The organism is Escherichia sp. E1V33 (assembly GCF_004211955.1).
Lineage (GTDB): Bacteria > Pseudomonadota > Gammaproteobacteria > Enterobacterales > Enterobacteriaceae > Escherichia.
Window position 1 is genome coordinate 16,879 of sequence record NZ_RHJI01000004.1, and the last position, 25,050, is coordinate 41,928.

General features: G+C 50.5%; 18 protein-coding genes and 3 pseudogenes. 14 read left to right on the forward strand and 7 right to left on the reverse strand.

Annotated elements, in window-relative coordinates:
* Positions 1-153: 153 nt before the first annotated feature.
* From gudP to gudD, 3 genes are read left to right on the forward strand one after another with little or no spacing between them, the layout of a single operon-like run.
* Positions 154-1,506, forward strand: a complete 1,353-nt coding sequence (gudP, locus tag D9742_RS03465; protein WP_130235997.1) for a galactarate/glucarate/glycerate transporter GudP — start codon at positions 154-156, stop codon at positions 1,504-1,506.
* 1 nt (position 1,507) lies between these two features.
* Positions 1,508-2,848 (forward strand): enolase C-terminal domain-like protein, encoded by a 1,341-nt coding sequence (locus D9742_RS03470; RefSeq protein WP_000211750.1) that lies wholly within the window; start codon positions 1,508-1,510, stop codon positions 2,846-2,848.
* Positions 2,849-2,868: 20 nt separating this feature from the next.
* Positions 2,869-4,209 (forward strand): glucarate dehydratase, encoded by a 1,341-nt coding sequence (gudD, locus tag D9742_RS03475; protein WP_000098255.1) that lies wholly within the window; start codon positions 2,869-2,871, stop codon positions 4,207-4,209.
* Positions 4,210-4,441: 232 nt separating this feature from the next.
* On the opposite strand, the gene barA is transcribed toward gudD, so the two are convergent.
* A complete protein-coding gene (barA, locus tag D9742_RS03480; protein ID WP_130235998.1) occupies positions 4,442-7,198 on the reverse strand; it encodes a two-component sensor histidine kinase BarA in 2,757 nt (918 codons plus the stop codon).
* Between the two features lie 56 nt (positions 7,199-7,254).
* On the opposite strand from barA, the gene rlmD reads away from it, so the two are divergent.
* From rlmD to eno, 7 genes are all read left to right on the forward strand, one after another.
* Positions 7,255-8,556: a 23S rRNA (uracil(1939)-C(5))-methyltransferase RlmD gene (gene rlmD, locus D9742_RS03485; protein WP_130235999.1), complete on the forward strand. Its 1,302-nt coding sequence runs from the start codon at positions 7,255-7,257 to the stop codon at positions 8,554-8,556.
* A 47-nt stretch (positions 8,557-8,603) separates the two neighbouring features.
* Positions 8,604-10,838 carry a GTP diphosphokinase gene (gene relA, locus D9742_RS03490; protein ID WP_130236000.1) on the forward strand — a complete coding sequence of 745 codons (2,235 nt, stop codon included), beginning with the start codon at positions 8,604-8,606 and terminating at the stop codon, positions 10,836-10,838.
* Positions 10,839-10,915: 77 nt separating this feature from the next.
* Entirely contained in the window at positions 10,916-11,164 is a 249-nt protein-coding gene (gene mazE, locus D9742_RS03495; RefSeq protein WP_130236001.1) for a type II toxin-antitoxin system antitoxin MazE, read from the forward strand.
* A complete protein-coding gene (gene mazF / locus D9742_RS03500) occupies positions 11,164-11,499 on the forward strand; it encodes an endoribonuclease MazF (RefSeq protein WP_130236002.1) in 336 nt (111 codons plus the stop codon). The genes mazE and mazF overlap by 1 nt, the downstream gene beginning before the upstream one ends.
* 70 nt (positions 11,500-11,569) lie before the next feature.
* Entirely contained in the window at positions 11,570-12,361 is a 792-nt protein-coding gene (gene mazG / locus D9742_RS03505; RefSeq protein ID WP_130236003.1) for a nucleoside triphosphate pyrophosphohydrolase, read from the forward strand.
* A gap of 227 nt (positions 12,362-12,588) precedes the next feature.
* A complete protein-coding gene (gene pyrG / locus D9742_RS03510) occupies positions 12,589-14,226 on the forward strand; it encodes a CTP synthase (glutamine hydrolyzing) (protein WP_130236004.1) in 1,638 nt (545 codons plus the stop codon).
* An 87-nt stretch (positions 14,227-14,313) separates the two neighbouring features.
* Entirely contained in the window at positions 14,314-15,612 is a 1,299-nt protein-coding gene (gene eno, locus D9742_RS03515) for a phosphopyruvate hydratase (RefSeq protein WP_000036723.1), read from the forward strand.
* 59 nt (positions 15,613-15,671) lie between these two features.
* Here eno and D9742_RS03520 read toward each other — a convergent pair whose 3' ends face one another.
* The 3 genes and pseudogenes from D9742_RS03520 to D9742_RS03530 all read right to left on the reverse strand — a co-directional run bounded on the left by D9742_RS03520 (position 15,672) and on the right by D9742_RS03530 (position 18,092).
* A complete protein-coding gene (locus D9742_RS03520) occupies positions 15,672-16,586 on the reverse strand; it encodes a YgcG family protein (protein ID WP_130236005.1) in 915 nt (304 codons plus the stop codon).
* Between the two features lie 218 nt (positions 16,587-16,804).
* Positions 16,805-17,476 (reverse strand): annotated as a pseudogene (locus D9742_RS03525) (YgcG family protein); the annotation flags it as partial.
* Between the two features lie 13 nt (positions 17,477-17,489).
* On the reverse strand, positions 17,490-18,092 hold the full coding sequence (locus tag D9742_RS03530; RefSeq protein WP_130236007.1) for a LemA family protein: 603 nt from the start codon (positions 18,090-18,092) through the stop codon (positions 17,490-17,492).
* 172 nt (positions 18,093-18,264) lie between these two features.
* On the opposite strand from D9742_RS03530, the gene queE reads away from it, so the two are divergent.
* Positions 18,265-18,936 (forward strand): 7-carboxy-7-deazaguanine synthase QueE, encoded by a 672-nt coding sequence (gene queE, locus D9742_RS03535; RefSeq protein ID WP_064528168.1) that lies wholly within the window; start codon positions 18,265-18,267, stop codon positions 18,934-18,936.
* Positions 18,937-19,203: 267 nt separating this feature from the next.
* Positions 19,204-19,467, forward strand: coding sequence for a hypothetical protein (locus D9742_RS03540; RefSeq protein WP_130236008.1), 264 nt, complete (start codon positions 19,204-19,206; stop codon positions 19,465-19,467).
* 178 nt (positions 19,468-19,645) lie between these two features.
* Here the strand turns inward: D9742_RS03540 and D9742_RS03545 are convergent.
* From D9742_RS03545 to queD, 3 genes and pseudogenes are all read right to left on the reverse strand, one after another.
* Positions 19,646-20,504 (reverse strand): annotated as a pseudogene (locus D9742_RS03545) (FGGY-family carbohydrate kinase); the annotation flags it as partial.
* Positions 20,501-20,743 (reverse strand): annotated as a pseudogene (locus tag D9742_RS03550) (FAD-dependent oxidoreductase); the annotation flags it as partial. The pseudogenes D9742_RS03550 and D9742_RS03545, both read right to left, overlap by 4 nt.
* Positions 20,744-20,820: 77 nt before the next feature.
* Positions 20,821-21,186, reverse strand: a complete 366-nt coding sequence (queD, locus tag D9742_RS03555) for a 6-carboxytetrahydropterin synthase QueD (RefSeq protein WP_016159619.1) — start codon at positions 21,184-21,186, stop codon at positions 20,821-20,823.
* A 315-nt stretch (positions 21,187-21,501) separates the two neighbouring features.
* On the opposite strand from queD, the gene cysJ reads away from it, so the two are divergent.
* On the forward strand, positions 21,502-23,301 hold the full coding sequence (cysJ, locus tag D9742_RS03560) for an NADPH-dependent assimilatory sulfite reductase flavoprotein subunit (protein ID WP_130236009.1): 1,800 nt from the start codon (positions 21,502-21,504) through the stop codon (positions 23,299-23,301).
* A complete protein-coding gene (gene cysI / locus D9742_RS03565; RefSeq protein WP_130236010.1) occupies positions 23,301-25,013 on the forward strand; it encodes an assimilatory sulfite reductase (NADPH) hemoprotein subunit in 1,713 nt (570 codons plus the stop codon). Before cysJ ends, cysI begins: the two co-directional genes overlap by 1 nt.
* The last annotated feature ends 37 nt before the right edge of the window (positions 25,014-25,050 follow it).

Here is a 25,050-nt window from a genome sequence, read left to right on the forward strand (position 1 = left end):
GCTTTTTATACTGCTACAGCCAGATATAAACACGCGCCGTATTCGGCGAACGACCTATAAAAACGGCAAAAACACCCTACGTCACCTCTGATTTCCTGGCGATGTCGCAGTCCAGAGTGAGCGTGGCTAACGCGAATTTTCAGGAGTGCAACAATGAGTTCTGTAAGTCAGGCTGCGAGCAGTGTGGAAAAACGCACGAATGCTCGATACTGGATAGTGGTGATGCTGTTTATTGTCACATCTTTTAACTACGGTGACCGCGCTACGCTTTCCATTGCCGGTTCAGAAATGGCCAAAGATATCGGCCTTGATCCGGTGGGAATGGGCTATGTGTTCTCTGCTTTCTCATGGGCTTATGTTATCGGACAGATTCCTGGCGGCTGGTTGCTGGATCGTTTTGGCTCAAAACGCGTCTACTTCTGGTCGATCTTTATCTGGTCGATGTTTACCTTGCTGCAAGGTTTCGTCGATATCTTTAGTGGATTCGGCATTATCGTTGCCCTGTTTACTCTCCGCTTCCTGGTAGGGCTTGCCGAAGCACCTTCTTTCCCCGGCAACAGTCGCATTGTTGCGGCCTGGTTTCCGGCGCAGGAAAGGGGAACGGCGGTGTCGATTTTTAACTCCGCTCAATACTTCGCAACGGTGATCTTCGCGCCGATTATGGGCTGGCTGACTCATGAAGTGGGCTGGTCACACGTCTTCTTCTTTATGGGCGGTCTGGGCATTGTCATCAGCTTTTTCTGGCTGAAAGTCATCCACGAGCCAAATCAACATCCGGGCGTAAATCAGAAAGAGCTGGAGTACATCGCCGCGGGTGGCGCGCTGATCAATATGGATCAGCAAAACACCAAAGTTAAAGTGCCGTTCAACGTGAAGTGGGGGCAGATCAAACAGCTGCTCGGATCACGGATGATGGTCGGTGTTTATATCGGTCAGTACTGTATCAACGCCCTGACTTACTTCTTCATTACCTGGTTCCCGGTTTATCTGGTGCAGGCGCGCGGGATGTCGATTCTGAAAGCGGGCTTTGTGGCTTCCGTTCCGGCGGTTTGCGGTTTTATCGGCGGTGTGCTGGGTGGGATAATTTCCGACTGGCTGATGCGCCGCACGGGGTCGCTGAACATTGCGCGTAAAACACCGATCGTAATGGGCATGTTGCTGTCGATGGTGATGGTGTTCTGCAACTACGTCAACGTTGAGTGGATGATCATCGGCTTTATGGCGCTGGCCTTCTTCGGTAAGGGCATCGGGGCGCTGGGTTGGGCAGTAATGGCAGATACTGCGCCAAAAGAGATCAGCGGTCTTTCCGGCGGCCTGTTCAATATGTTCGGTAACATTTCCGGTATCGTCACGCCAATCGCAATTGGTTATATCGTTGGCACGACTGGCTCGTTTAATGGGGCGCTGATTTATGTTGGTGTTCATGCCTTAATCGCGGTACTGAGCTACCTGGTGCTGGTGGGCGATATCAAGCGTATCGAGCTGAAACCTGTCGCGGGGCAATAAGATGACGACACAATCCAGTCCTGTTATTACTGATATGAAAGTCATTCCGGTCGCCGGGCACGACAGCATGTTGCTTAATATTGGTGGGGCGCATAACGCATATTTCACTCGCAATATTGTGGTACTCACCGATAACGCCGGGCATACCGGCATTGGTGAAGCGCCAGGCGGAGAGGTGATTTATCAGACATTGGTCGATGCTATTCCGATGGTGCTGGGCCAGGAAGTTGCGCGCCTGAATAAAGTGGTTCAGCAGGTGCATAAAGGTAATCAAGCAGCCGATTTTGATACCTTCGGTAAAGGGGCCTGGACCTTTGAATTGCGCGTTAACGCCGTGGCGGCGCTGGAAGCCGCCTTGCTTGACCTGCTAGGTAAGGCGCTGAATGTTCCGGTCTGCGAACTGTTAGGGCCAGGCAAGCAACGCGATGCTATTACCGTCCTCGGTTATCTGTTTTATATCGGTGATCGGACCAAAACCGATCTTCCTTATCTGGAAAATACGCCGGGCAACCATGAGTGGTATCAGTTGCGCCATCAGAAAGCGATGAACAGCGAAGCCGTTGTGCGTCTGGCGGAAGCCTCACAGGATCGCTACGGCTTTAAAGATTTCAAACTTAAGGGCGGCGTGTTACCTGGCGAGCAAGAAATCGACACTGTTCGTGCATTGAAGAAACGCTTCCCGGATGCGCGGATTACCGTTGATCCCAACGGTGCATGGCTGCTTGATGAAGCCATTTCTCTGTGCAAAGGGCTGAATGATGTTCTTACCTATGCCGAAGATCCATGCGGCGCAGAACAGGGCTTCTCCGGACGTGAAGTGATGGCGGAGTTTCGGCGGGCGACCGGCTTGCCCGTCGCGACTAATATGATCGCCACCAACTGGCGCGAAATGGGTCATGCGGTGATGCTCAATGCGGTAGATATTCCACTTGCCGATCCGCACTTCTGGACGCTTTCCGGTGCAGTCCGAGTGGCGCAGCTTTGCGACGACTGGGGGCTGACCTGGGGCTGCCATTCCAACAACCATTTCGATATCTCTCTGGCGATGTTTACCCATGTGGGCGCGGCGGCACCGGGTAATCCTACCGCTATCGATACCCACTGGATTTGGCAGGAGGGCGATTGTCGCCTGACCCAAAATCCGCTGGAGATTAAAAACGGAAAAATTGCCGTTCCTGATGCGCCCGGTCTGGGCGTGGAACTGGACTGGGAACAGGTACAAAAGGCACATGAGGCCTATAAACGTCTGCCTGGCGGTGCGCGTAACGACGCAGGCCCGATGCAGTACCTGATCCCCGGCTGGACCTTTGACCGTAAACGTCCCGTTTTCGGCCGTCATTGATTCTGAAAAAGGACATAAATATGAGTTCTCAATTTACGACGCCTGTTGTTACTGAAATGCAGGTCATCCCGGTGGCGGGCCATGACAGTATGCTGATGAATCTGAGTGGTGCACACGCACCGTTCTTCACGCGTAATATTGTGATTATCAAAGATAATTCTGGTCACACTGGCGTAGGGGAAATTCCCGGCGGCGAGAAAATCCGTAAAACGCTGGAAGATGCAATTCCGCTGGTAGTGGGTAAAACGCTGGGTGAATACAAAAACGTTCTGACGCTGGTGCGTAATACTTTTGCCGATCGTGATGCCGGCGGGCGCGGTTTGCAGACATTTGATTTGCGTACCACTATTCATGTAGTTACCGGGATAGAAGCGGCAATGCTGGATCTGCTGGGGCAGCATCTGGGGGTTAACGTGGCATCCCTGCTGGGCGATGGTCAACAGCGTAGCGAAGTCGAAATGCTCGGTTATCTGTTCTTCGTCGGTAATCGCAAAGCCACACCTCTGCCGTATCAAAGCCAGCCGGATGACTCATGCGACTGGTATCGCCTGCGTCATGAAGAAGCGATGACGCCGGATGCGGTGGTGCGCCTGGCGGAAGCGGCGTATGAAAAATATGGCTTCAACGATTTCAAACTGAAAGGCGGTGTACTGGCCGGGGAAGAAGAGGCCGAGTCTATTGTGGCACTGGCGCAACGCTTCCCGCAGGCGCGTATTACGCTCGATCCTAACGGTGCCTGGTCGCTGAACGAAGCGATTAAAATTGGTAAATACCTGAAAGGTTCGCTGGCTTATGCAGAAGATCCGTGTGGTGCGGAGCAAGGTTTCTCCGGGCGTGAAGTGATGGCAGAGTTCCGTCGCGCGACTGGCCTGCCGACTGCAACCAATATGATCGCCACCGACTGGCGGCAGATGGGCCATACGCTCTCGTTACAATCCGTTGATATCCCGCTGGCGGATCCGCATTTCTGGACGATGCAAGGTTCGGTACGTGTGGCGCAAATGTGCCATGAATTTGGCCTGACCTGGGGTTCACACTCTAACAACCACTTCGATATTTCCCTGGCGATGTTTACCCATGTTGCCGCCGCTGCACCGGGTAAAATTACTGCTATTGATACGCACTGGATTTGGCAGGAAGGCAATCAGCGCCTGACCAAAGAACCGTTTGAGATCAAAGGCGGGCTGGTACAGGTGCCAGAAAAACCGGGGCTGGGTGTAGAAATCGATATGGATCAAGTGATGAAAGCCCATGAGCTGTATCAGAAACACGGGCTTGGCGCGCGTGACGATGCGATGGGAATGCAGTATCTGATTCCTGGCTGGACGTTCGATAACAAGCGCCCGTGCATGGTGCGTTAAGACAGAAAACCAAAACCGGCTCTGTCAGGAGCCGGTTTGAGACTGATGCCAAACACAAAATTGCCTGATGCGCTACGCTTATCAGGCCTACATGCTTTTTAATTTATTGAATTTAATTGGTTTTGTAGGCCGGATAAGGCGTTAACGCCGCATCCGGCATAAACACAGGCACTTTGTCACCAATCTGAAACCAGCGTCATAAAAAGCCGATTGCTACTCGACAAGACGTCCGTTACCCGAGAATTTTGCTGGCTTCGCGCGCGACATTATCCATCTCGTCCAACAGTTCCAGCAGCTCCGGCTCCAAATCTTCTTCTTTAGTACCGCTACGTAGCTGTTGTTCGATCAGTTGGCAGAGATTCTTCATACGCGGCACACCGCTATAGCCGCAACTGCCATGCAGTTTATGAATCAAATCAACCAGGCCTTCCGGGTTTTCTCCAACCAGCTGTTCCTCAACTTTGTTGCGAACTTCAGGCAGGAAATCGAGTAACATTTGCAGCATATCGCGCGCTAAATCGGTTTTTCCTGCTGCCTGGCGTAGTGCCAGTTGCCAGTCGAGGGTCGCATTCGGGTTCACCACAATTTCGTTGACTTCGGGCGTCACGACGCGAGACGAAATACCGCTGCCAGGCTTGTAGCGCAACAACAAATTATGCAATCGCTCTTCTTCAATCGGTTTCGCCAGATAATCGCTCATCCCTGCGCCAAGCAGCTTCTCTTTTTGCCCGGCCATTGCATGCGCCGTTACCGCGATAACCGGCGTTTGTTGCTGATGGGGGAGCTGGTGGATGAGCTCGCAGGCCCGAATGCCATCCATGTCAGGCATTTGAATATCCATTAAGATCAAATCGAACGGCATCTGTTTCGCCCGTTCAACCGCCTGATGCCCGCTATCGCAAAGTTCCACATGTTGCACCATATCTTCCAGCAATGCGCCGATAAGTTTCAGGTTAGCGGGGTTGTCATCAACCGCCATGACTGTCATTGCCAGCTTACTTTCATCGGTTACAGGCAAAAGCGTGTTTTGTTTGTGATGACAAAATTCCGTCAGGGCAGGCAGCAGGCGCGTAGGTGTTAATGGTTTCAGCAGACACGCGCCGATACCATCTTGCTTGAGTTTTTCAGCATTGACTTGTGCATGGCAAGGAAGTGCCAGCATCAGGAAATCGGTCATCGATACCGCTTTCGCTAATCGCTCATGTTGCATTGTTAGCGGCTCGCGGAAGGTCACCGCGATGCCTAACAACATCATGTCGTAATGCGCGGGAGGCAGCGCGGAGAACGTTGGGCTATAAACCACTTCCAGCGGCGTTTCACTTAAAATATCCAGCGTGCATTGCGCTGCTGCGGAGTTTGGTTCGACATAGGCCAGGCGTTTACCGGCGAGGCACTGGGTGGATGGTCCTTCAATAATAATATTCGGGTTCAGATCGAGATTAATATGGAACCAGAAAGTTGAACCACGATTCGGCTGGCTATGGAACGAAATATCTCCGCCCATCTCATTAACCAGTTTTTGCGTAATCACCAGCCCCAGCCCGGTGCCGCCATGACGGCGTGAAATACTGGCATCTGCCTGTCTGAAGGCCTGGAACAGGCGTGATTGATCGCGTTCAGGAATACCAATACCGGTATCGCGGATCTGTACTTCAATCTGAACTTTGGTATTACTCAGCGCACGTTTTTCCACCAGAATATCGATGTTGCCATTCTCGGTGAATTTAATCGCATTCCCTACCAGGTTAGTGATGATTTGCTGTAAGCGCAGCGGGTCGCCTATCACGTTATCTGGCACGTCGCTCTTAATATTGAGCGTCAATTCGAGCCCTTTATCGTGAGAAGAATGCGCCAGAAGAGTAACCACTTCATCCAGCGTGCTGCGCAGCGGGAACGGAATACTTTCCAGAATCAGCTTGCCGGCTTCCAGTTTAGAGAAGTCGAGAACATCATTAATAATTGCCAGCAAATTATTTGCCGAACGTTCAATCGTATTCAGGTGATCGCGCTGCGTTGGTGTTAATTCTGTTTTCAGCGTCAGGCGGGTAAAGCCAATAACACCATTCAGCGGTGTACGCAGCTCATGTGACATATTTGCCAGAAACTCGGACTTAATACGCGCCGCTTCCTGGGCGCGCTTTTTCGCCAGATCCAACTCAACGTTCTGAATTTCCATCTGCTCCAGCGTTTCACGCAGATCGGACGTCGCCTGGTCGATATTGTGCTGCATCTCTTCGTGATAAGCAGCCAGCGACATTGCCATCGAGTTGATACCGTTTTTTAGCATATCCAGCTCGCCGAGCATAAATCCTTCCACCCGGCTGTCGAGTTGCCCGCGACGGATGCGGTCGACGGTATTCACCATGTTGCGAATCGGGCCGGTTACATCGCGCATGAGTCGCCAGCCAAAAATAAGTGCAATACCAATACAAAACAGCATCATCACGCTGGAAATAAAAATCTCTTTATATTGCTGCAAGCGCACCGATTTAAGGTCCAGCTCAAGGGCAATATACCCCAGCATATTCTGACTATTTTTGGCATCGCTAATGGGTGATTCGTCGGGAGAATAACTCTCGGAGATAATCGGCGTACGCAAAATCATAATGTCGCCATCACGTGTGACAGTGAGCTGGCGCGGAAATGGCACGTTACTACCGAGCTGCATTGATGAAGGGTCGAGATGAAAATTGGAGGTGACAAAGAGTCGGTTATTTTCATCGTAAACCGAAATGGCGCGAACAATATCAGAATGGCGACGATGCAAAACGCTTATCAACTGACCGATAGATTCGCGATTTTGCAGGCTCATGCCATATTCAGTAGAAACTGCAAGCGGCTCAATAATGCTGGCACCGGCATCTTCCAGTTGACGCTGCAAGTCGTTATAGCGATGCACGACGAAAAAGATACTGAGCAATAAACCAATAAGGACGGTCGGCGCCAGGATCAGAATCATCATGCGTGCGCGCAGGCTGTAGTTGGTCATGGAGTTCCGTTATGGGACAATTAAGGTCACACTGTTAAATTGAGAAAGTCTCGCCAATGGCGCAATTCTACTCTGCAAAACGACGCGTGACGACGCGTCAGATCATAACCGTTTCAGTCAACGACCTCGACTCTTTTGGTCAGGGCGTGGCACGACATAACGGAAAAGCGTTATTTATCCCCGGATTATTGCCGCAGGAAGACGCGGAAGTTACTGTTACTGAAGATAAAAAACAGTATTCTCGCGCTAAAGTCGTGCGCAGGCTAAGCGACAGCCCGGAACGCGAAACACCACGCTGCCCTCATTTTGGCGTATGCGGCGGTTGTCAGCAACAACACGCCAGCATCGAACTACAGCAGCGAAGCAAAAGTGCGGCGCTCGCCCGGTTAATGAAGCACGACGTCTCTGAAGTGATCGCCGATGTTCCCTGGGGTTATCGTCGCCGAGCGCGCTTAAGCCTGAACTATCAGCCGAAAACACAACAATTACAGATGGGATTTCGCAAAGCGGGTTCCAGTGACATTGTCGATGTTAAGCAATGCCCCATTTTAGCGCCCCAACTTGAAGCATTGCTGCCCAAAGTCAGGGCATGCCTGACCAGCTTACAAGCCATGCGCCATCTTGGCCACGTTGAACTGGTGCAGGCAACCAGCGGCACGTTGATGATTTTGCGCCATACCGCACCGCTAAGTTCGGCAGATCGTGAAAAACTGGAACGCTTTTCGCATTCTGAAGGCCTGGATCTGTTTCTCGCCCCTGATAGTGAGATACTCGAAACCGTCACTGGCGAGATGCCCTGGTATGACTCAAACGGGTTGCGTTTAACTTTTAGCCCGCGTGATTTTATTCAGGTTAACGCTGGCGTGAACCAGAAAATGGTGGCGCGCGCGCTGGAGTGGCTGGATGTGCAAGCTGAGGACAGCGTGCTTGATCTGTTCTGCGGTATGGGCAATTTCACACTGCCATTAGCGACACGAGCGGCTAGCGTGGTGGGTGTAGAAGGTGTTGCGGCGCTGGTGGAAAAAGGTCAGGAAAATGCGCGAATCAACGGTTTACAAAATGTGACGTTTTATCATGAAAATCTTGAAGAAGATGTCACAAAGCAGCCGTGGGCTAAAAACGGCTTTGACAAAGTGTTGCTGGACCCGGCGCGAGCAGGTGCTGCTGGCGTCATGCAGCAAATTATAAAACTGGAACCCATTCGTATAGTTTATGTATCCTGTAACCCTGCGACGCTGGCTCGGGATAGCGAGGCGTTATTAAAAGCAGGATATACCATTGCGCGACTGGCGATGCTGGATATGTTCCCACACACGGGGCATCTGGAATCGATGGTGCTTTTTTCGCGCGTTAAATAGTTACGATTTGCTGATTTCGGCAGGTCAGGTCCCTAAAGGAGAGGACAATGGTTGCGGTAAGAAGTGCACATATCAATAAGGCTGGTGAATTTGATCCGGAAAAATGGATCGCAAGTCTGGGGATTGCCAGCCAGAAGTCGTGTGAGTGCTTAGCCGAAACCTGGGCGTATTGTTTGCAGCAGACGCAGGGGCATCCGGATGCCAGTTTGCTGTTGTGGCGTGGTGTCGAGATGGTGGAGATCCTCTCGACATTAAGTATGGACATTGACACGCTGCGGGCGGCGCTGCTGTTCCCTCTGGCCGATGCCAACGTAGTCAGCGAAGACGTACTGCGCGAGAGCGTCGGTAAGTCGGTCGTTAATCTTATTCACGGTGTGCGCGATATGGCGGCAATCCGCCAGCTTAAAGCTACGCACACCGATTCTGTTTCCTCCGAACAGGTCGATAATGTTCGCCGGATGTTGCTGGCGATGGTCGATGACTTCCGTTGCGTGGTCATCAAACTGGCGGAGCGAATTGCCCATTTGCGCGAAGTAAAAGACGCGCCGGAAGATGAACGCGTACTTGCAGCAAAAGAGTGCACCAATATCTACGCGCCGCTGGCGAACCGTCTCGGGATCGGGCAACTGAAATGGGAACTGGAAGATTACTGCTTCCGTTATCTCCACCCGACCGAATACAAGCGCATCGCCAAACTGTTGCATGAGCGCCGTCTCGATCGCGAACACTACATTGAAGAGTTTGTCGGCCATCTGCGTGCAGAGATGAAAGCTGAAGGCGTTAAAGCTGAGGTGTATGGCCGCCCAAAACACATCTACAGCATCTGGCGCAAAATGCAGAAAAAAAATCTCGCCTTTGACGAGCTGTTTGATGTCCGTGCAGTACGTATTGTTGCCGAGCGTTTACAGGACTGCTACGCCGCGCTGGGGATAGTGCACACTCACTACCGTCACTTGCCGGATGAATTTGATGATTACGTCGCAAACCCGAAACCAAACGGCTATCAGTCTATTCATACTGTGGTACTGGGGCCGGGTGGCAAAACCGTTGAGATCCAAATCCGTACCAAACAGATGCATGAAGATGCAGAGCTGGGCGTCGCTGCGCATTGGAAATACAAAGAAGGTGCGGTTGCTGGCGGGGCGCGTTCGGGGCACGAAGACAGGATTGCCTGGCTGCGTAAACTGATTGCGTGGCAGGAAGAGATGGCCGACTCTGGTGAAATGCTCGACGAAGTACGCAGCCAGGTGTTTGACGACCGGGTATACGTCTTTACGCCGAAAGGGGATGTTGTTGATTTACCCGCGGGATCAACGCCGCTGGATTTCGCTTATCACATCCACAGCGATGTCGGACACCGCTGCATTGGCGCCAAAATTGGCGGGCGGATTGTGCCGTTCACCTACCAGTTACAGATGGGTGACCAGATTGAAATTATCACCCAGAAACAACCCAACCCCAGCCGTGACTGGTTAAATCCAAACCTGGGCTATGTCACAACCAGCCGTGGGCGTTCGAAAATTCACGCCTGGTTCCGTAAACAGGATCGTGACAAAAACATTCTGGCTGGACGACAAATTCTTGACGACGAGCTGGAACATTTGGGGATCAGCCTGAAGGAAGCAGAAAAACACCTGCTGCCGCGTTACAACTTCAATGATGTCGACGAGTTGCTGGCGGCGATTGGGGGCGGGGATATCCGTCTCAATCAGATGGTGAATTTCCTGCAATCGCAATTTAATAAGCCTAGTGCCGAAGAGCAGGACGCCGCCGCGCTGAAGCAGCTTCAGCAAAAAAGCTATGCCCCGCAAAACCGCAGTAAAGATAACGGTCGCGTAGTAGTAGAAGGTGTCGGCAACCTTATGCACCACATCGCGCGCTGCTGTCAGCCGATTCCTGGTGATGAAATTGTTGGTTTCATTACTCAGGGACGCGGTATTTCTGTGCACCGCGCCGATTGTGAACAACTGGTGGAGCTACGCTCCCATGCGCCAGAACGAATTGTTGACGCGGTATGGGGCGAGAGCTACTCCGCCGGATATTCGCTGGTGGTCCGCGTGCTGGCTAATGATCGTAGTGGGTTGTTACGTGATATCACGACCATTCTCGCCAATGAGAAAGTGAACGTGCTTGGCGTTGCCAGCCGTAGCGACACCAAACAGCAACTGGCAACCATCGACATGACCATTGAGATTTATAACCTGCAAGTGCTGGGCCGCGTGCTGGGTAAACTCAACCAGGTGCCGGATGTTATCGACGCGCGTCGACTGCACGGGAGTTAGGCCGAAATTTGCTCGTATCTACGATGTAGATTGATAGATACTGTATCTACATATGATAGCGGTTTGAGGAAAGGGTTATGATCCACAGTAGCGTAAAGCGTTGGGGAAATTCACCGGCAGTGCGGATCCCGGCTACGTTAATGCAGGCGCTCAATCTGAATATTGATGATCAAGTGAAGATTGACCTGGTGGATGGCAAATTAATTATTGAGCCAGTGCGTAAAGAGCCCGTATTTACGCTTGCTGAACTGGTCAACGACATCACGCCGGAAAACCTCCGCGAGAATATCGACTGGGGGGAGCCGAAAGATAAGGAAGTCTGGTAATGGTAAGCCGATACGTACCCGATACGGGCGATCTGATTTGGGTTGATTTTGACCCGACAAAAGGTAGCGAGCAAGCCGGACATCATCCGGCTGTTGTCCTGAGTCCGTTCATGTACAACAACAAAACAGGTATGTGTCTGTGTGTTCCTTGTACAACGCAATCAAAAGGATATCCGTTCGAAGTTGTTCTATCCGGTCAGGAACGTGATGGCGTAGCGTTAGCTGATCAGGTAAAAAGTGTCGCCTGGCGGGCAAGAGGAGCAACGAAGAAAGAAACGGTTGCCCCAGAGGAATTACAACTCATAAAAGCCAAAATTAACGTGCTGATTGGGTAGTGTTACTAACTCACTTCTATTCTGGTCACAGGTTTCCACCTGACAGACCCGTAATTTTCAGGACATTTCAATGAATCAAATCGACCGTTTGCTCACTATTATGCAGCGCCTGCGCGACCCGGAAAACGGCTGCCCGTGGGATAAAGAGCAGACATTTTCTTCTATTGCGCCTTACACCCTTGAAGAAACCTACGAGGTGCTGGACGCTATTGCCCGCGAAGACTTTGACGATCTGCGCGGTGAACTCGGCGATCTGCTGTTCCAGGTGGTGTTTTACGCCCAAATGGCCCAGGAAGAAGGGCGCTTTGATTTTAATGATATTTGCGCCGCGATTAGCGATAAGCTAGAACGCCGCCACCCGCATGTTTTTGCTGACGGTTCTGCCGATAATAGCAGTGAAGTTCTCGCCCGTTGGGAGCAGATTAAAACCGAAGAACGCGCGCAGAAAGCACAGCACTCTGCGCTGGACGACATTCCTCGCAGCTTGCCTGCCTTAATGCGTGCGCAAAAAATCCAGAAACGTTGCGCCAACGTTGGCTTCGACTGGACGACGCTTGGCCCGGTGGTCGATAAAGTCTACGAAGAGATCGACGAGGTGATGTACGAGGCGCGGCAGGCTGTTGTCGACCAGGCTAAACTGGAGGAGGAAATGGGCGACCTGCTGTTTGCAACGGTTAATCTGGCTCGCCATTTAGGGACGAAAGCAGAAATTGCATTGCAAAAAGCGAACGAAAAATTCGAGCGTCGTTTTCGCGAAGTGGAACGGATTGTTGCCGCGCGAGGCCTGGAAATGACAGGTGTTGATCTCGAAACAATGGAAGAAGTCTGGCAACAGGTAAAACGGCAGGAAATTGATCTCTAAGGGAATTACGTGGTCAAGCGCCATTTGTGTCATTTTTTAAATGACAAGCGCTTGATTTGCGTCAAAAACATTTACCCCAAAGGGGCTATTTTCTCACTCCTGATTTCAATAGTGCGCTGTCGAAGAGGAGGGATAATGAAAGTTTGTGGCACAGGTCATGTTCGGGTATACTGCTTTCCCGTCCTGGTTATTCCATCGTCTTTTCAACCTAACTTCTCAGGTTCAGCATGACAACGAACTATATTTTTGTGACCGGCGGGGTCGTATCCTCTCTGGGTAAAGGCATTGCCGCAGCCTCCCTCGCAGCCATTCTTGAAGCCCGTGGCCTCAATGTGACCATCATGAAACTGGATCCGTACATCAACGTCGATCCAGGTACTATGAGCCCAATCCAACACGGGGAAGTGTTCGTTACTGAAGACGGCGCTGAAACCGACCTGGACCTGGGGCACTACGAGCGTTTCATTCGTACCAAAATGAGCCGCCGCAACAACTTCACCACGGGTCGTATCTACTCTGACGTTCTGCGTAAAGAACGCCGTGGCGACTACCTTGGCGCAACCGTACAGGTTATTCCGCACATCACTAACGCTATCAAAGAACGCGTTCTTGCAGGTGGCGAAGGCCACGACGTGGTTCTGGTAGAAATCGGCGGTACTGTAGGTGATATTGAATCCCTGCCGTTCCTCGAAGCGATTCGCCAGTTGGCTGTTGAAATTGGTCGCGAACACACTCTGTTTATGCACCTGACGCTTGTGCCGTATATGGCTGCGTCTGGTGAAGTCAAAACCAAACCGACTCAGCACTCTGTAAAAGAGCTGCTCTCCATCGGTATTCAGCCTGATATCCTGATTTGCCGCTCTGACCGCGCTGTACCGGCGAACGAACGTGCGAAGATTGCATTGTTCTGTAATGTTCCGGAAAAAGCGGTTATTTCTCTGAAAGACGTCGATTCCATCTATAAAATTCCGGGCCTGTTGAAATCTCAGGGGCTGGACGATTATATTTGTAAACGATTCAGCTTGAACTGCCCGGAAGCGAATCTGTCTGAATGGGAACAGGTTATCTTTGAAGAAGCGAATCCGGTGAGTGAAGTCACAATCGGTATGGTCGGTAAGTACATTGAACTGCCGGACGCTTACAAATCCGTGATTGAAGCACTGAAACACGGCGGGCTGAAGAATCGTGTCAGCGTCAACATCAAACTGATCGATTCACAAGATGTTGAAACGCGGGGAGTTGAAATCCTTAAAGGTCTGGATGCAATCCTCGTACCTGGCGGATTTGGCTATCGTGGCGTAGAAGGCATGATTACTACCGCGCGTTATGCGCGTGAGAACAATATTCCTTATCTGGGCATTTGCCTGGGTATGCAGGTGGCGTTAATTGATTACGCTCGCCATGTTGCCAACATGGAGAACGCCAACTCTACGGAATTTGTGCCAGACTGTAAGTACCCGGTTGTGGCGCTGATTACCGAGTGGCGCGATGAAAACGGCAACGTTGAAGTTCGTAGCGAGAAGAGCGATCTCGGTGGCACTATGCGTCTTGGCGCACAGCAGTGCCAGCTGGTTGACAATAGCCTGGTTCGCCAGCTGTACAATGCGCCGACAATTGTTGAGCGTCATCGTCACCGCTATGAAGTCAACAACATGCTGCTGAAACAGATTGAAGATGCAGGTCTGCGCGTTGCGGGCCGTTCCGGGGATGATCAGTTGGTCGAGATCATCGAAGTTCCGAATCACCCGTGGTTCGTGGCTTGTCAGTTCCATCCGGAGTTTACTTCTACTCCACGTGATGGCCACCCGCTGTTTGCTGGCTTTGTAAAAGCCGCCAGCGAGTTCCAGAAACGTCAGGCGAAGTAAGTAAAAAAGTTAGAACGGCAACGCGTACCCTGGGTACGCGTTGTTTGTCTGGAGTTTCAGTTTAACTAGTGACTTGAGGAAAACCTAATGTCCAAAATCGTAAAAATCATCGGTCGTGAAATCATCGACTCCCGTGGTAACCCGACTGTTGAAGCCGAAGTACATCTGGAGGGTGGTTTCGTCGGTATGGCAGCTGCTCCGTCAGGTGCTTCTACTGGTTCCCGTGAAGCTCTGGAACTGCGCGATGGCGACAAATCCCGTTTCCTGGGTAAAGGCGTAACCAAAGCTGTTGCTGCGGTAAATGGCCCGATCGCTCAGGCGCTGATTGGCAAAGATGCCAAAGATCAGGCTGGCATTGACAAGATCATGATCGACCTGGACGGCACCGAAAACAAATCCAAATTCGGCGCAAACGCAATCCTGGCTGTATCTCTGGCTAACGCCAAAGCTGCTGCAGCTGCTAAAGGTATGCCGCTGTACGAGCACATCGCTGAACTGAATGGTACTCCGGGCAAATACTCCATGCCGGTTCCGATGATGAACATCATCAACGGTGGTGAGCACGCTGACAACAACGTTGATATCCAGGAGTTCATGATTCAGCCGGTTGGCGCGAAAACTGTGAAAGAAGCCATCCGCATGGGTTCTGAAGTTTTCCATCACCTGGCAAAAGTTCTGAAAGCGAAAGGCATGAACACTGCTGTTGGTGACGAAGGTGGCTACGCGCCGAACCTGGGTTCCAACGCTGAAGCTCTGGCTGTTATCGCTGAAGCTGTTAAAGCTGCTGGTTATGAACTGGGCAAAGACATCACCCTGGCGATGGACTGCGCAGCTTCTGAATTCTACAAAGACGGTAAATACGTTCTGGCTGGCGAAGGCAACAAAGCTTTCACCTCTGAAGAATTCACTCACTTCCTGGAAGAACTGACCAAACAGTATCCGATCGTTTCTATCGAAGACGGTCTGGACGAATCTGACTGGGACGGTTTCGCATACCAGACCAAAGTTCTGGGCGACAAAATCCAGCTGGTTGGTGACGACCTGTTCGTAACCAACACCAAGATCCTGAAAGAAGGTATCGAAAAAGGTATCGCTAACTCCATCCTGATCAAATTCAACCAGATCGGTTCTCTGACCGAAACTCTGGCTGCAATCAAGATGGCGAAAGACGCTGGCTACACTGCAGTTATCTCTCACCGTTCTGGCGAAACTGAAGATGCTACCATCGCTGACCTGGCTGTTGGTACTGCTGCAGGCCAGATCAAAACTGGTTCTATGAGCCGTTCTGACCGCGTTGCTAAATACAACCAGCTGATTCGTATCGAAGAAGCTCTGGGCGAAAAAGCACCGTACAACGGTCGTAAAGAGATCAAAGGCCAGGCATAAGTCTGACTTTATCTGATTTAAAAATGCCAGCCTCCGGGCTGGCATTTTTTATGGTTGAGTTACCAGCGGCCGGATGCGCCGCCACCGCCAGAAGAACCGCCACCACCGCTAAATCCGCCGCTTGAGCCTCCGCCACTTGAACCTCCACTGGAAGAGGATGAAGAAGAACCTTTTCTTGAGGCTCTTTCTTTACCGAGCTTCTTGTATTTAGCGCGTAGCTTTTTATTAACGGTAAGCCAAAAGATAAGCAGCGCTACGATCGCAAAAGGCGTTAGCATACCGCAGGCTACGATTAAATTCGTCCATGGTCCAGGCTCGGCAACATAGAGGAATACCATCCCGTAAATGGCGCCAGTGAGAGTTATCCATGGTAAATTCGAGGGATCGGTAAAAACAATAAAATATGAAAGTACCGCCAGCAATATAATTACAGCAAGCGATAATGGAATAGGGGGATTGATACTGTAATAATCCCCCCTGTCTTCCGGTAATTCACCATTCAACAGAAGCGCGCCGATATTTTCGCTGGCCAGTGTTAACCCACCCATCAGGTCATCACTTTTGAAGGCAGGGATTAATATATCACGGATAATCTTCGCTGCTTGCAGGTCGGTAACCACTCCTTCCAGCCCGTAGCCAACCTCAATACGGACAGCATGATCCTCCCTGGCAACCAGAAGTAAAATACCATCGTTTCGCTGCTTATCTCCCAGTTTCCAGCTATCAAAAACGCGTGTTGCATATTGTTCAATGGTATCGTCTCCGGTGGATGGCACTATTAATACGGCGACCTGTGCCCGTGTTTTTTGTGTAATATCCTGCAGCTGTTGTGTCAGTGATTGCTGTTCAGACGTGCTTAACGTACCAGTAATATCGGTCACCTGTTGGCGCAGTTCCGGCACAGCAATTTGCTGGGCAAGTACAGGAAGGCACCATAAAACGAGTAGAATAAAGATTAAGCGCATTACGATCACCAACGGCCGGATGAACCGCCGCCTCCTGAAGAACCGCCACCACCGCGGAAATTGTCATTGTCGAATGAAGAGGATGACGATGACGAATAGTGGGAGGAAGAATTGCTTCTTGTATTGCGTGATGGCTGGTTGGCATTACGCATCGAATCCCGAACCTTTTTGCCGAAGGGGGTAAAAGCGATGGCGACAGCCAGGAACGGTGTGGCAAAGCAGAGTAATGTTGCGAGCACTCTCCAGCTACCGCTGAAACCTGCAATAGGTAAAACAAAGGCCAGAACAATAGCTGTGAAGCAAATCAATCCCAGCGTTTTGCAATATCCTCTGGCGGAAATAAAGGTCAGTACTACCGCCCAGACTAACAAAGCCCACCAACCGCTAAAGGGCAAAGGGTGATCGGCCGGTGTTATCGTTGCTAAATTATTCCCCGCCAGACAACCTTCAATATCGCTGATTCCCTTTTGCAAACCGCCAGCCAGGTCGCCTTTTTTAAATGCCGGAATAATACTGCTGCGAATAATTTTCCCGGACTGCGCATCCGTAATAACGCCTTCTAGTCCGTAACCGATTTCAATACGCACGGTATGATCCTGCCAGGCGACTAACAGCAGAACTCCATCATCGCGGTCTTTAGCACCCGGTTTCCAGCTATCGAATACCCGCGTTGCGTACTGCTCGATGGTTTCATCGCCTGTGGTTTCAACCACCAATACCACAAGCTGCGCCTGGTATTTTTGCGTAAGGGCTTTAATCTGGTTGGTCAAGGTGTTTACTTCGTTGTTCGTCAATGTGCCAGTTAAGTCATTCACATACCTGGGCGTTTCAGGTACTGAAATTTGCGTGGCAAACGCAGATGAACAGAAGAAAGCCATAAGGAAAATAAAATTTCTCATAGGACTTCCCCACTTAATGAGCATTAGCATTCTGGCTAAAATCAATTGTCGGTGCTTTACTTACTGCGGCGACATCATCCGGCAGATAATTTTTCTTCGGTGTGTAATCCATTACCTTTGCCGTTAATACAGCGGGAAATTTGCGGATGGTGACATTATATTTTTCAATGGCTTTAATATATCTTCCTCGCGCGACAGCAATTCGATTTTCACTACCTTCGAGTTGTACCATTAAATTTTGATAGAGTTCCTGAGCCTTTAATTCAGGATAGCGCTCACTAATAATCGTTAACTGACCGAGAGTGCGAGTCACCTGCGCCTGAGCTTGTTGCCAGGCTTGTAATTTTTGCTCATCTCCTGGCGTTTGCTGAAGATCGCTGCTGGCACGATTAGCCTGACTACGAGCTAACGTAACGGCCTCCAGAACCTCTTCTTCATGGCTGGAATAACCTTTAATGCTGGCGACAAGATTAGGAATAAGATCGGCACGGCGTTGATACTGATTCAGTACTTCTGACCAGGAGGCATTAACCTGTTCATCATAGGTTTGAATATCGTTATAACCGCAACCTGATAAATTGAAAATAAATATAAATACGATGAATATTCTAAACATGTTTACATCCCTTTTATTTAATCCTTTAAAACATAATACGCCGCTTCATTTTATTCTTAATGATCTGAGCCACTTTTAGCGTCAAACCTGCCTGTAACAGAATGTTAATAAAGCATGAATATTGCGGCGAGATCTGCAATAATTAACAATTATCCACTTCACAGAGAATGCTATGCAGTACCCGATTAACGAGATGTTCCAGACCCTGCAAGGTGAGGGTTACTTTACCGGCGTCCCCGCTATTTTTATTCGTTTACAGGGATGCCCGGTCGGCTGTGCCTGGTGCGACACCAAACACACATGGGAAAAGCTTGAGGATCGGGAAGTCTCACTTTTCAGCATTCTGGGTAAAACGAAAGAGAGTGATAAGTGGGGAGCAGCAAGCAGTGAAGATTTGCTCGCAGTTATCGGTCGTCAGGGATACACCGCGCGCCACGTGGTGATTACTGGTGGTGAACCTTGTATTCATGATTTGCTGCCACTGACTGACCTGCTCGAAAAGAACGGTTTTAGTTGCCAGATAGAAACCAGCGGTACTCATGAAGTGCGTTGTACACCGAATACCTGGGTCACCGTGTCGCCAAAACTGAATATGCGTGGCGGTTATGAAGTATTGTCGCAAGCGCTGGAGCGAGCTAACGAAATCAAACACCCTGTTGGACGCGTACGTGATATCGAAGCACTGGATGAATTGCTGGCGACGCTGACCGATGATAAACCGCGAGTCATTGCACTTCAGCCAATTAGCCAGAAGGAAGATGCTACGCGTTTATGTATCGATACCTGCATTGCGCGCAACTGGCGTTTGTCGATGCAAACGCATAAATATTTAAATATTGCCTGACAGGTAATGTGAGTAGAGGTTTTGACGATTAAGCCTCTACTCTTACATCAATCTGTAAATGCCCCCATTTCACCTCTCTTTGGTCCGACTCCGTAATTTCGTGTGTTTTTCAATAGTGTTAATGTTTTGCCCGACATTCGGAAGTTTTTAACCAACATTTATACTGGGTAAGTTGGCGAGATACGCTTAACCTTATAAATTAGTATAAACAATAGATTATGATTAGTGTTTTCCTTATCGGATTAACTAATTTAAGTGGAGTACTAAATGGCTACTTTAATGGAAAAAGAATCTCTCCTGAATGGTGTAAGTCAAAACATTGCATTTTTATCAAATGTATTTGAAGTGATTTACAAGTCTCAGAATGAAGAATTAAAAAAAGAGATATATGAATTGGTGAGCTATAGAGACTATTTACATTCAACAGGCTATGAACTTGTTGATTTCCAGGAAGGGGTATTACTATTTCAGCAAGTTAGAAAAAAATACATGCAGGATCTAAAAGCGCTAGGCTATCCTGTAACTAATTGATAAATATGTCTTTATATTAATTCCAGGATATTGATAACCTGCTGAAATTTATATTAAAAATGAAGAAAAATATTAAACTCATATCATGCTTGCGTCTTGTCCTCGATAACGCGTAATTTTGTTGAATACTTTCTCCTGTGAATGCAAAACCGGGCGGTTTCCCGCCCGTTCTTCTCACTTATGCATTCGACCAGCTTTGAATCGCGTCCATATTCCCCAGCTTACCATGCATCACTTCATACGATTTTTTCAGGATCACCTCAGTGTGTTTGGTTAAATCTTTGAAAATGCCTTTATTCATCGCATCGTAGCGTTTGGCATTGCTCTCAATCGGCATAAAGATATCTTTCACGCGAACCATTTTGTCGACAGCCGTTGCGTAATCCGGATACAGACCAAGTCCTACAGCCGTGTTTCGCCGCTCCCAGGCTTGCACAGCCGTTAATAGCATTACGTCGTGCAGGAAGGTTGAATATATCGGCAAAAATCTGCATAAATAGATCGCTGTTCGAACCGCCGCCAGTAATGATTACATGCTTCGCAAACTGATTCATTTCATTACACATATTGTCGTAATTATTCTTCAGCGTTAGTGCCACGCTTTCCAGAATCGAACGATAAATCCATGCGTAATCCATACTGGAATCAAAACCGATCATAATCCCGCGTTTATACGGTTCCCACGGATTGGTCAGCCAGTCCAGCACCGTCATCAGCCCATTACAGCCTGGTGGCACGTAAGATGCCTTTTTGTTGAGTAAATCTTCCGGCTAAAGCTTCTGTGCTTTGGCATCCTGAATTAACGACTCGCCCAACATGTCGCGCAGCCAACTCACTGTCCACATGCCTTTGCGGATACCATAACCTTCATACAGCAACGTTTGCGGAGTAGAAGACATAATCGGCCAGTACGCCAGCGGATTTTTCGGCAGTGCTTTGCCGTTCATCATCAGCGCGATGTAGGTGCCAAGAGAAATCACTGCCGTTTTATCATCCAGTAACCCGGCGCCAGATGCTTCTACTGGTTTAGCGCTGGTGTTAATAAAGAAAGGCTTTCGTGGGTGATGCGGCGCTCAAGGGGCGCGGTCAGATGAAATTGCGGGAGAAGTTCAGCGAGCGCATGGGTATATAAACGCCCGCCGGAAAGGTTTTTACTGCCGGGAATTTCAGCGCGTTCCAGCAGCAGAACGGACAAACCTGCCCGCGCGCAGCGTAAAGCACAAGCGGTGCCTGCTATACCCGCGCCGATGATAATAATGTCGCAGTCATCTTCCATGGTGTGCTCCAGATATCCTGAGCGCAACACCCTAACATGGCGTTACTTAAGGAAAATTGACCACCGACACACTCTTATCATTCGCCGCGATAGATACAGCCCGCAGTGCAGGTTTCTTTCACCATCACCGCACTTAATAGCGGCACAACGGGTTTAACTTGATCCCAAATCCATTTTGCTAAAACTTCGCTGGTCGGGTTTTCCAGACCGGGTATATCATTGAGATAATAGTGGTCGAGGCGATCGTAGGTCGGTTTAAACGCCGCTTTCAGTTCAGCGAAATCGATAATCCAGCCCGTATGTGGATCGACTTCCCCTGTAATTTCCAGGCGCACCATAAAAGAATGCCCGTGTAAGCGCCCGCACTTATGTCCCTGTGGGACGTGCGGCAGACGGTGAGCGGCTTCGAAGGTGAAATCTTTAAATAACGTGGTGGACATCATAATTTCTCTACAGGACGATAAAACCGCCGTAGAGTACCGGAAAGCCTGTTTTTTCGCATTACTAAAAACGGGTTTGTTGCGCAAAATGACCGATTTAACTTAATTGCGGTCGATATTTATCTATTTTTCATTGAGTTAATAAATCTATTTTGTTGTTAAAGACTATTGCTAAAACAGGTTAGTCGATTTGGTTATTAGTTATCGCTATCCCGTCTTTAATCCACCCCCTTCGCGCCGTTAACCTTACCTTCTCTTCTGTTTTATGGGCGCTGACAGGGCCGATAAACAGCTTTGCTTACTGGAACATAACGACGCATGACGACACAGGTCCCACCTTCCGCGTTGCTTCCGTTGAACCCGGAGCAACTGGCACGCCTTCAGGCGGCTACTACCGATTTAACACCCACTCAGCTTGCCTGGGTTTCTGGTTATTTCTGGGGAGTGCTTAATCAGCAGCCTGCTGCGCTTGCAGCGACGCCAGCTCCTGGCGCAGAAATGCCGGGTATAACTATTATCTCTGCTTCGCAAACCGGCAATGCGCGTCGGGTCGCCGAAGCGTTACGTGATGACTTATTAGCGGTAAAACTGAACGTTAAGCTGGTGAACGCGGGCGACTATAAATTCAAACAAATTGCCAGTGAAAAACTGCTTATCGTGGTGACCTCAACACAAGGGGAAGGGGAACCGCCGGAAGAAGCCGTTGCGTTACACAAGTTTTTGTTCTCCAAAAAAGCGCCAAAACTGGAAAACACCGCTTTTGCCGTGTTTAGCCTCGGCGACACCTCTTATGAATTTTTCTGCCAGTCCGGGAAAGATTTCGACAGCAAGCTGGCGGAACTGGGCGGTGAACGGCTGCTCGATCGTGTTGATGCTGATGTGGAATATCAGGCAGCGGCCAGCGAATGGCGCGCCCGCGTGGTTGATGTTCTGAAGTCCCGCGCACCTGTCGCGGCACCTTCGCAATCCGTCGCTACTGGTGCGGTAAATGAAATCCACACCAGCCCATACAGCAAAGAAGCGCCGCTGGCGGCGAGCCTTTTGGTTAACCAGAAAATTACCGGACGTAACTCTGAAAAAGACGTTCGCCATATCGAAATTGACTTAGGTGACTCTGGCCTGCGTTATCAGCCGGGCGATGCGCTGGGTGTCTGGTATCAGAACGATCCGGCACTGGTGAAAGAACTCGTCGAACTACTGTGGCTGAAAGGCGATGAACCCGTCACCGTTGATGGCAAAACGCTACCGTTGAACGAGGCGCTACAGTGGCACTTCGAACTGACGGTTAACACCGCCAATATCGTTGAGAACTACGCTACCTTAACGCGCAGCGAAATGCTGCTGCCGCTGGTGGGCGATAAAGCGAAGTTACAGCATTACGCCGCGACGACGCCGATTGTCGACATGGTGCGTTTCTCCCCGGCACAACTGGATGCCGAAGCGCTGATTAATCTGCTGCGTCCGCTGACCCCGCGCCTGTATTCCATCGCTTCCTCGCAGGCGGAAGTTGAGAACGAAGTACACGTCACCGTTGGCGTGGTGCGTTATGACGTGGAAGGCCGCGCCCGTGCCGGTGGTGCCTCCAGCTTCCTCGCGGACCGTGTGGAAGAAGAGGGCGAAGTCCGCGTCTTTATCGAACATAACGACAACTTCCGCCTACCAGCTAACCCGGAAACGCCGGTGATTATGATTGGTCCAGGCACCGGTATTGCGCCGTTCCGCGCCTTTATGCAGCAACGTGCAGCTGACGAAGCGCCGGGCAAAAACTGGCTGTTCTTTGGCAATCCACATTTTACGGAAGATTTCCTCTACCAGGTGGAATGGCAGCGTTACGTCAAAGAGGGTGTGCTGACGCGTATCGATCTCGCCTGGTCGCGCGATCAAAAAGAAAAAATTTACGTACAAGACAAACTGCGCGAACAGGGCGCAGAACTGTGGCGCTGGATCAATGACGGTGCCCACATTTATGTCTGCGGCGACGCTAATCGCATGGCGAAAGACGTTGAACAGGCACTTCTGGAAGTGATTGCTGAATTTGGTGGCATGGACACCGAAGCGGCGGATGAATTTTTAAGTGAGCTGCGCGTTGAGCGCCGTTATCAGCGAGATGTCTACTAATGAGCGAAAAACATCCAGGGCCTTTAGTGGTCGAAGGTAAACTGGCAGACGCCGAGCGCATGAAGCTTGAAAGCAACTATCTGCGCGGCACGATTGCTGAAGATGTAAACGACGGTCTGACCGGTGGGTTTAAGGGCGATAACTTCCTGCTGATCCGTTTCCACGGTATGTATCAGCAGGATGACCGCGACATCCGCGCCGAACGTGCTGAGCAGAAGCTGGAACCGCGTCATGCCATGATGCTCCGTTGTCGCTTGCCGGGTGGTGTTATTACCACCAAACAGTGGCAGGCGATCGACAAATTTGCGGTGGAAAACACCATTTACGGTAGCATCCGCCTGACCAACCGCCAGACGTTCCAGTTCCACGGTATTCTGAAAAAGAATGTCAAACCTGCACACCAGATGCTGCACTCGGTTGGTCTGGATGCGTTAGCCACCGCCAACGACATGAACCGTAACGTGCTGTGTACCTCGAACCCGTTCGAGTCGCAGCTGCACGCGGAAGCCTATGAATGGGCGAAGAAAATCTCCGAACATTTGCTGCCGCGTACTCGCGCTTACGCGGAGATCTGGCTCGATCAGGAAAAAGTCGCCACCACTGATGAAGAGCCGATCCTTGGTCAGACCTATCTGCCGCGTAAGTTCAAAACCACGGTAGTGATCCCCCCGCAGAACGATATCGATCTGCATGCCAACGACATGAACTTCGTGGCGATCGCGGAAAACGGCAAGCTGGTGGGCTTTAACCTGCTGGTGGGTGGTGGGCTTTCCATGGAGCACGGTAACAAGAAAACCTACGCCCGCACCGCGAGCGAGTTTGGGTATCTGCCACTGGAGCATACGCTGGCCGTGGCGGAAGCCGTCGTGACGACTCAGCGCGACTGGGGTAACCGTACCGATCGTAAAAATGCCAAAACCAAATACACGCTTGAACGCGTGGGTGTTGAGACATTTAAAGCGGAAGTGGAACGTCGTGCAGGGATCAAGTTTGAGCCGATCCGCCCGTATGAATTTACCGGACGTGGCGATCGTATCGGCTGGGTAAAAGGGATCGACGACAAATGGCACCTGACGCTGTTTATCGAAAATGGTCGAATTCTTGATTATCCGGGGCGTCCGCTGAAAACCGGCCTGTTGGAGATCGCGAAGATCCACAAAGGCGATTTCCGTATTACGGCTAACCAGAATTTGATCATTGCCGGCGTACCGGAAAGTCAGAAAGCGAAGATCGAGAAAATTGCGCAGGCGAGCGGCCTGATGAATGTCGTCACTCCGCAGCGTGAAAACTCAATGGCCTGCGTGTCGTTCCCAACGTGTCCGTTGGCGATGGCCGAAGCTGAGCGATTCCTGCCGTCGTTTATCGACAATATCGATAATTTAATGGCAAAACATAGCGTCAGTGATGAGCATATCGTGATGCGTGTGACGGGCTGCCCGAACGGCTGTGGGCGCGCGATGCTTGCGGAAGTTGGCCTGGTGGGTAAAGCTCCGGGGCGCTACAACCTGCATCTTGGCGGTAACCGCATTGGGACACGTATCCCACGAATGTATAAAGAAAACATCACCGAACCGGAAATCCTGGCATCGCTTGATGAACTGATAGGGCGCTGGGCGAAAGAGCGTGAAGCGGGTGAAGGCTTCGGCGACTTTACGGTGCGTGCGGGCATCATTCGCCCGGTGCTCGATCCGGCGCGCGATTTGTGGGATTAACGCATCTCCTGACCATTCCCTCTCCCTCTGGGAGAGG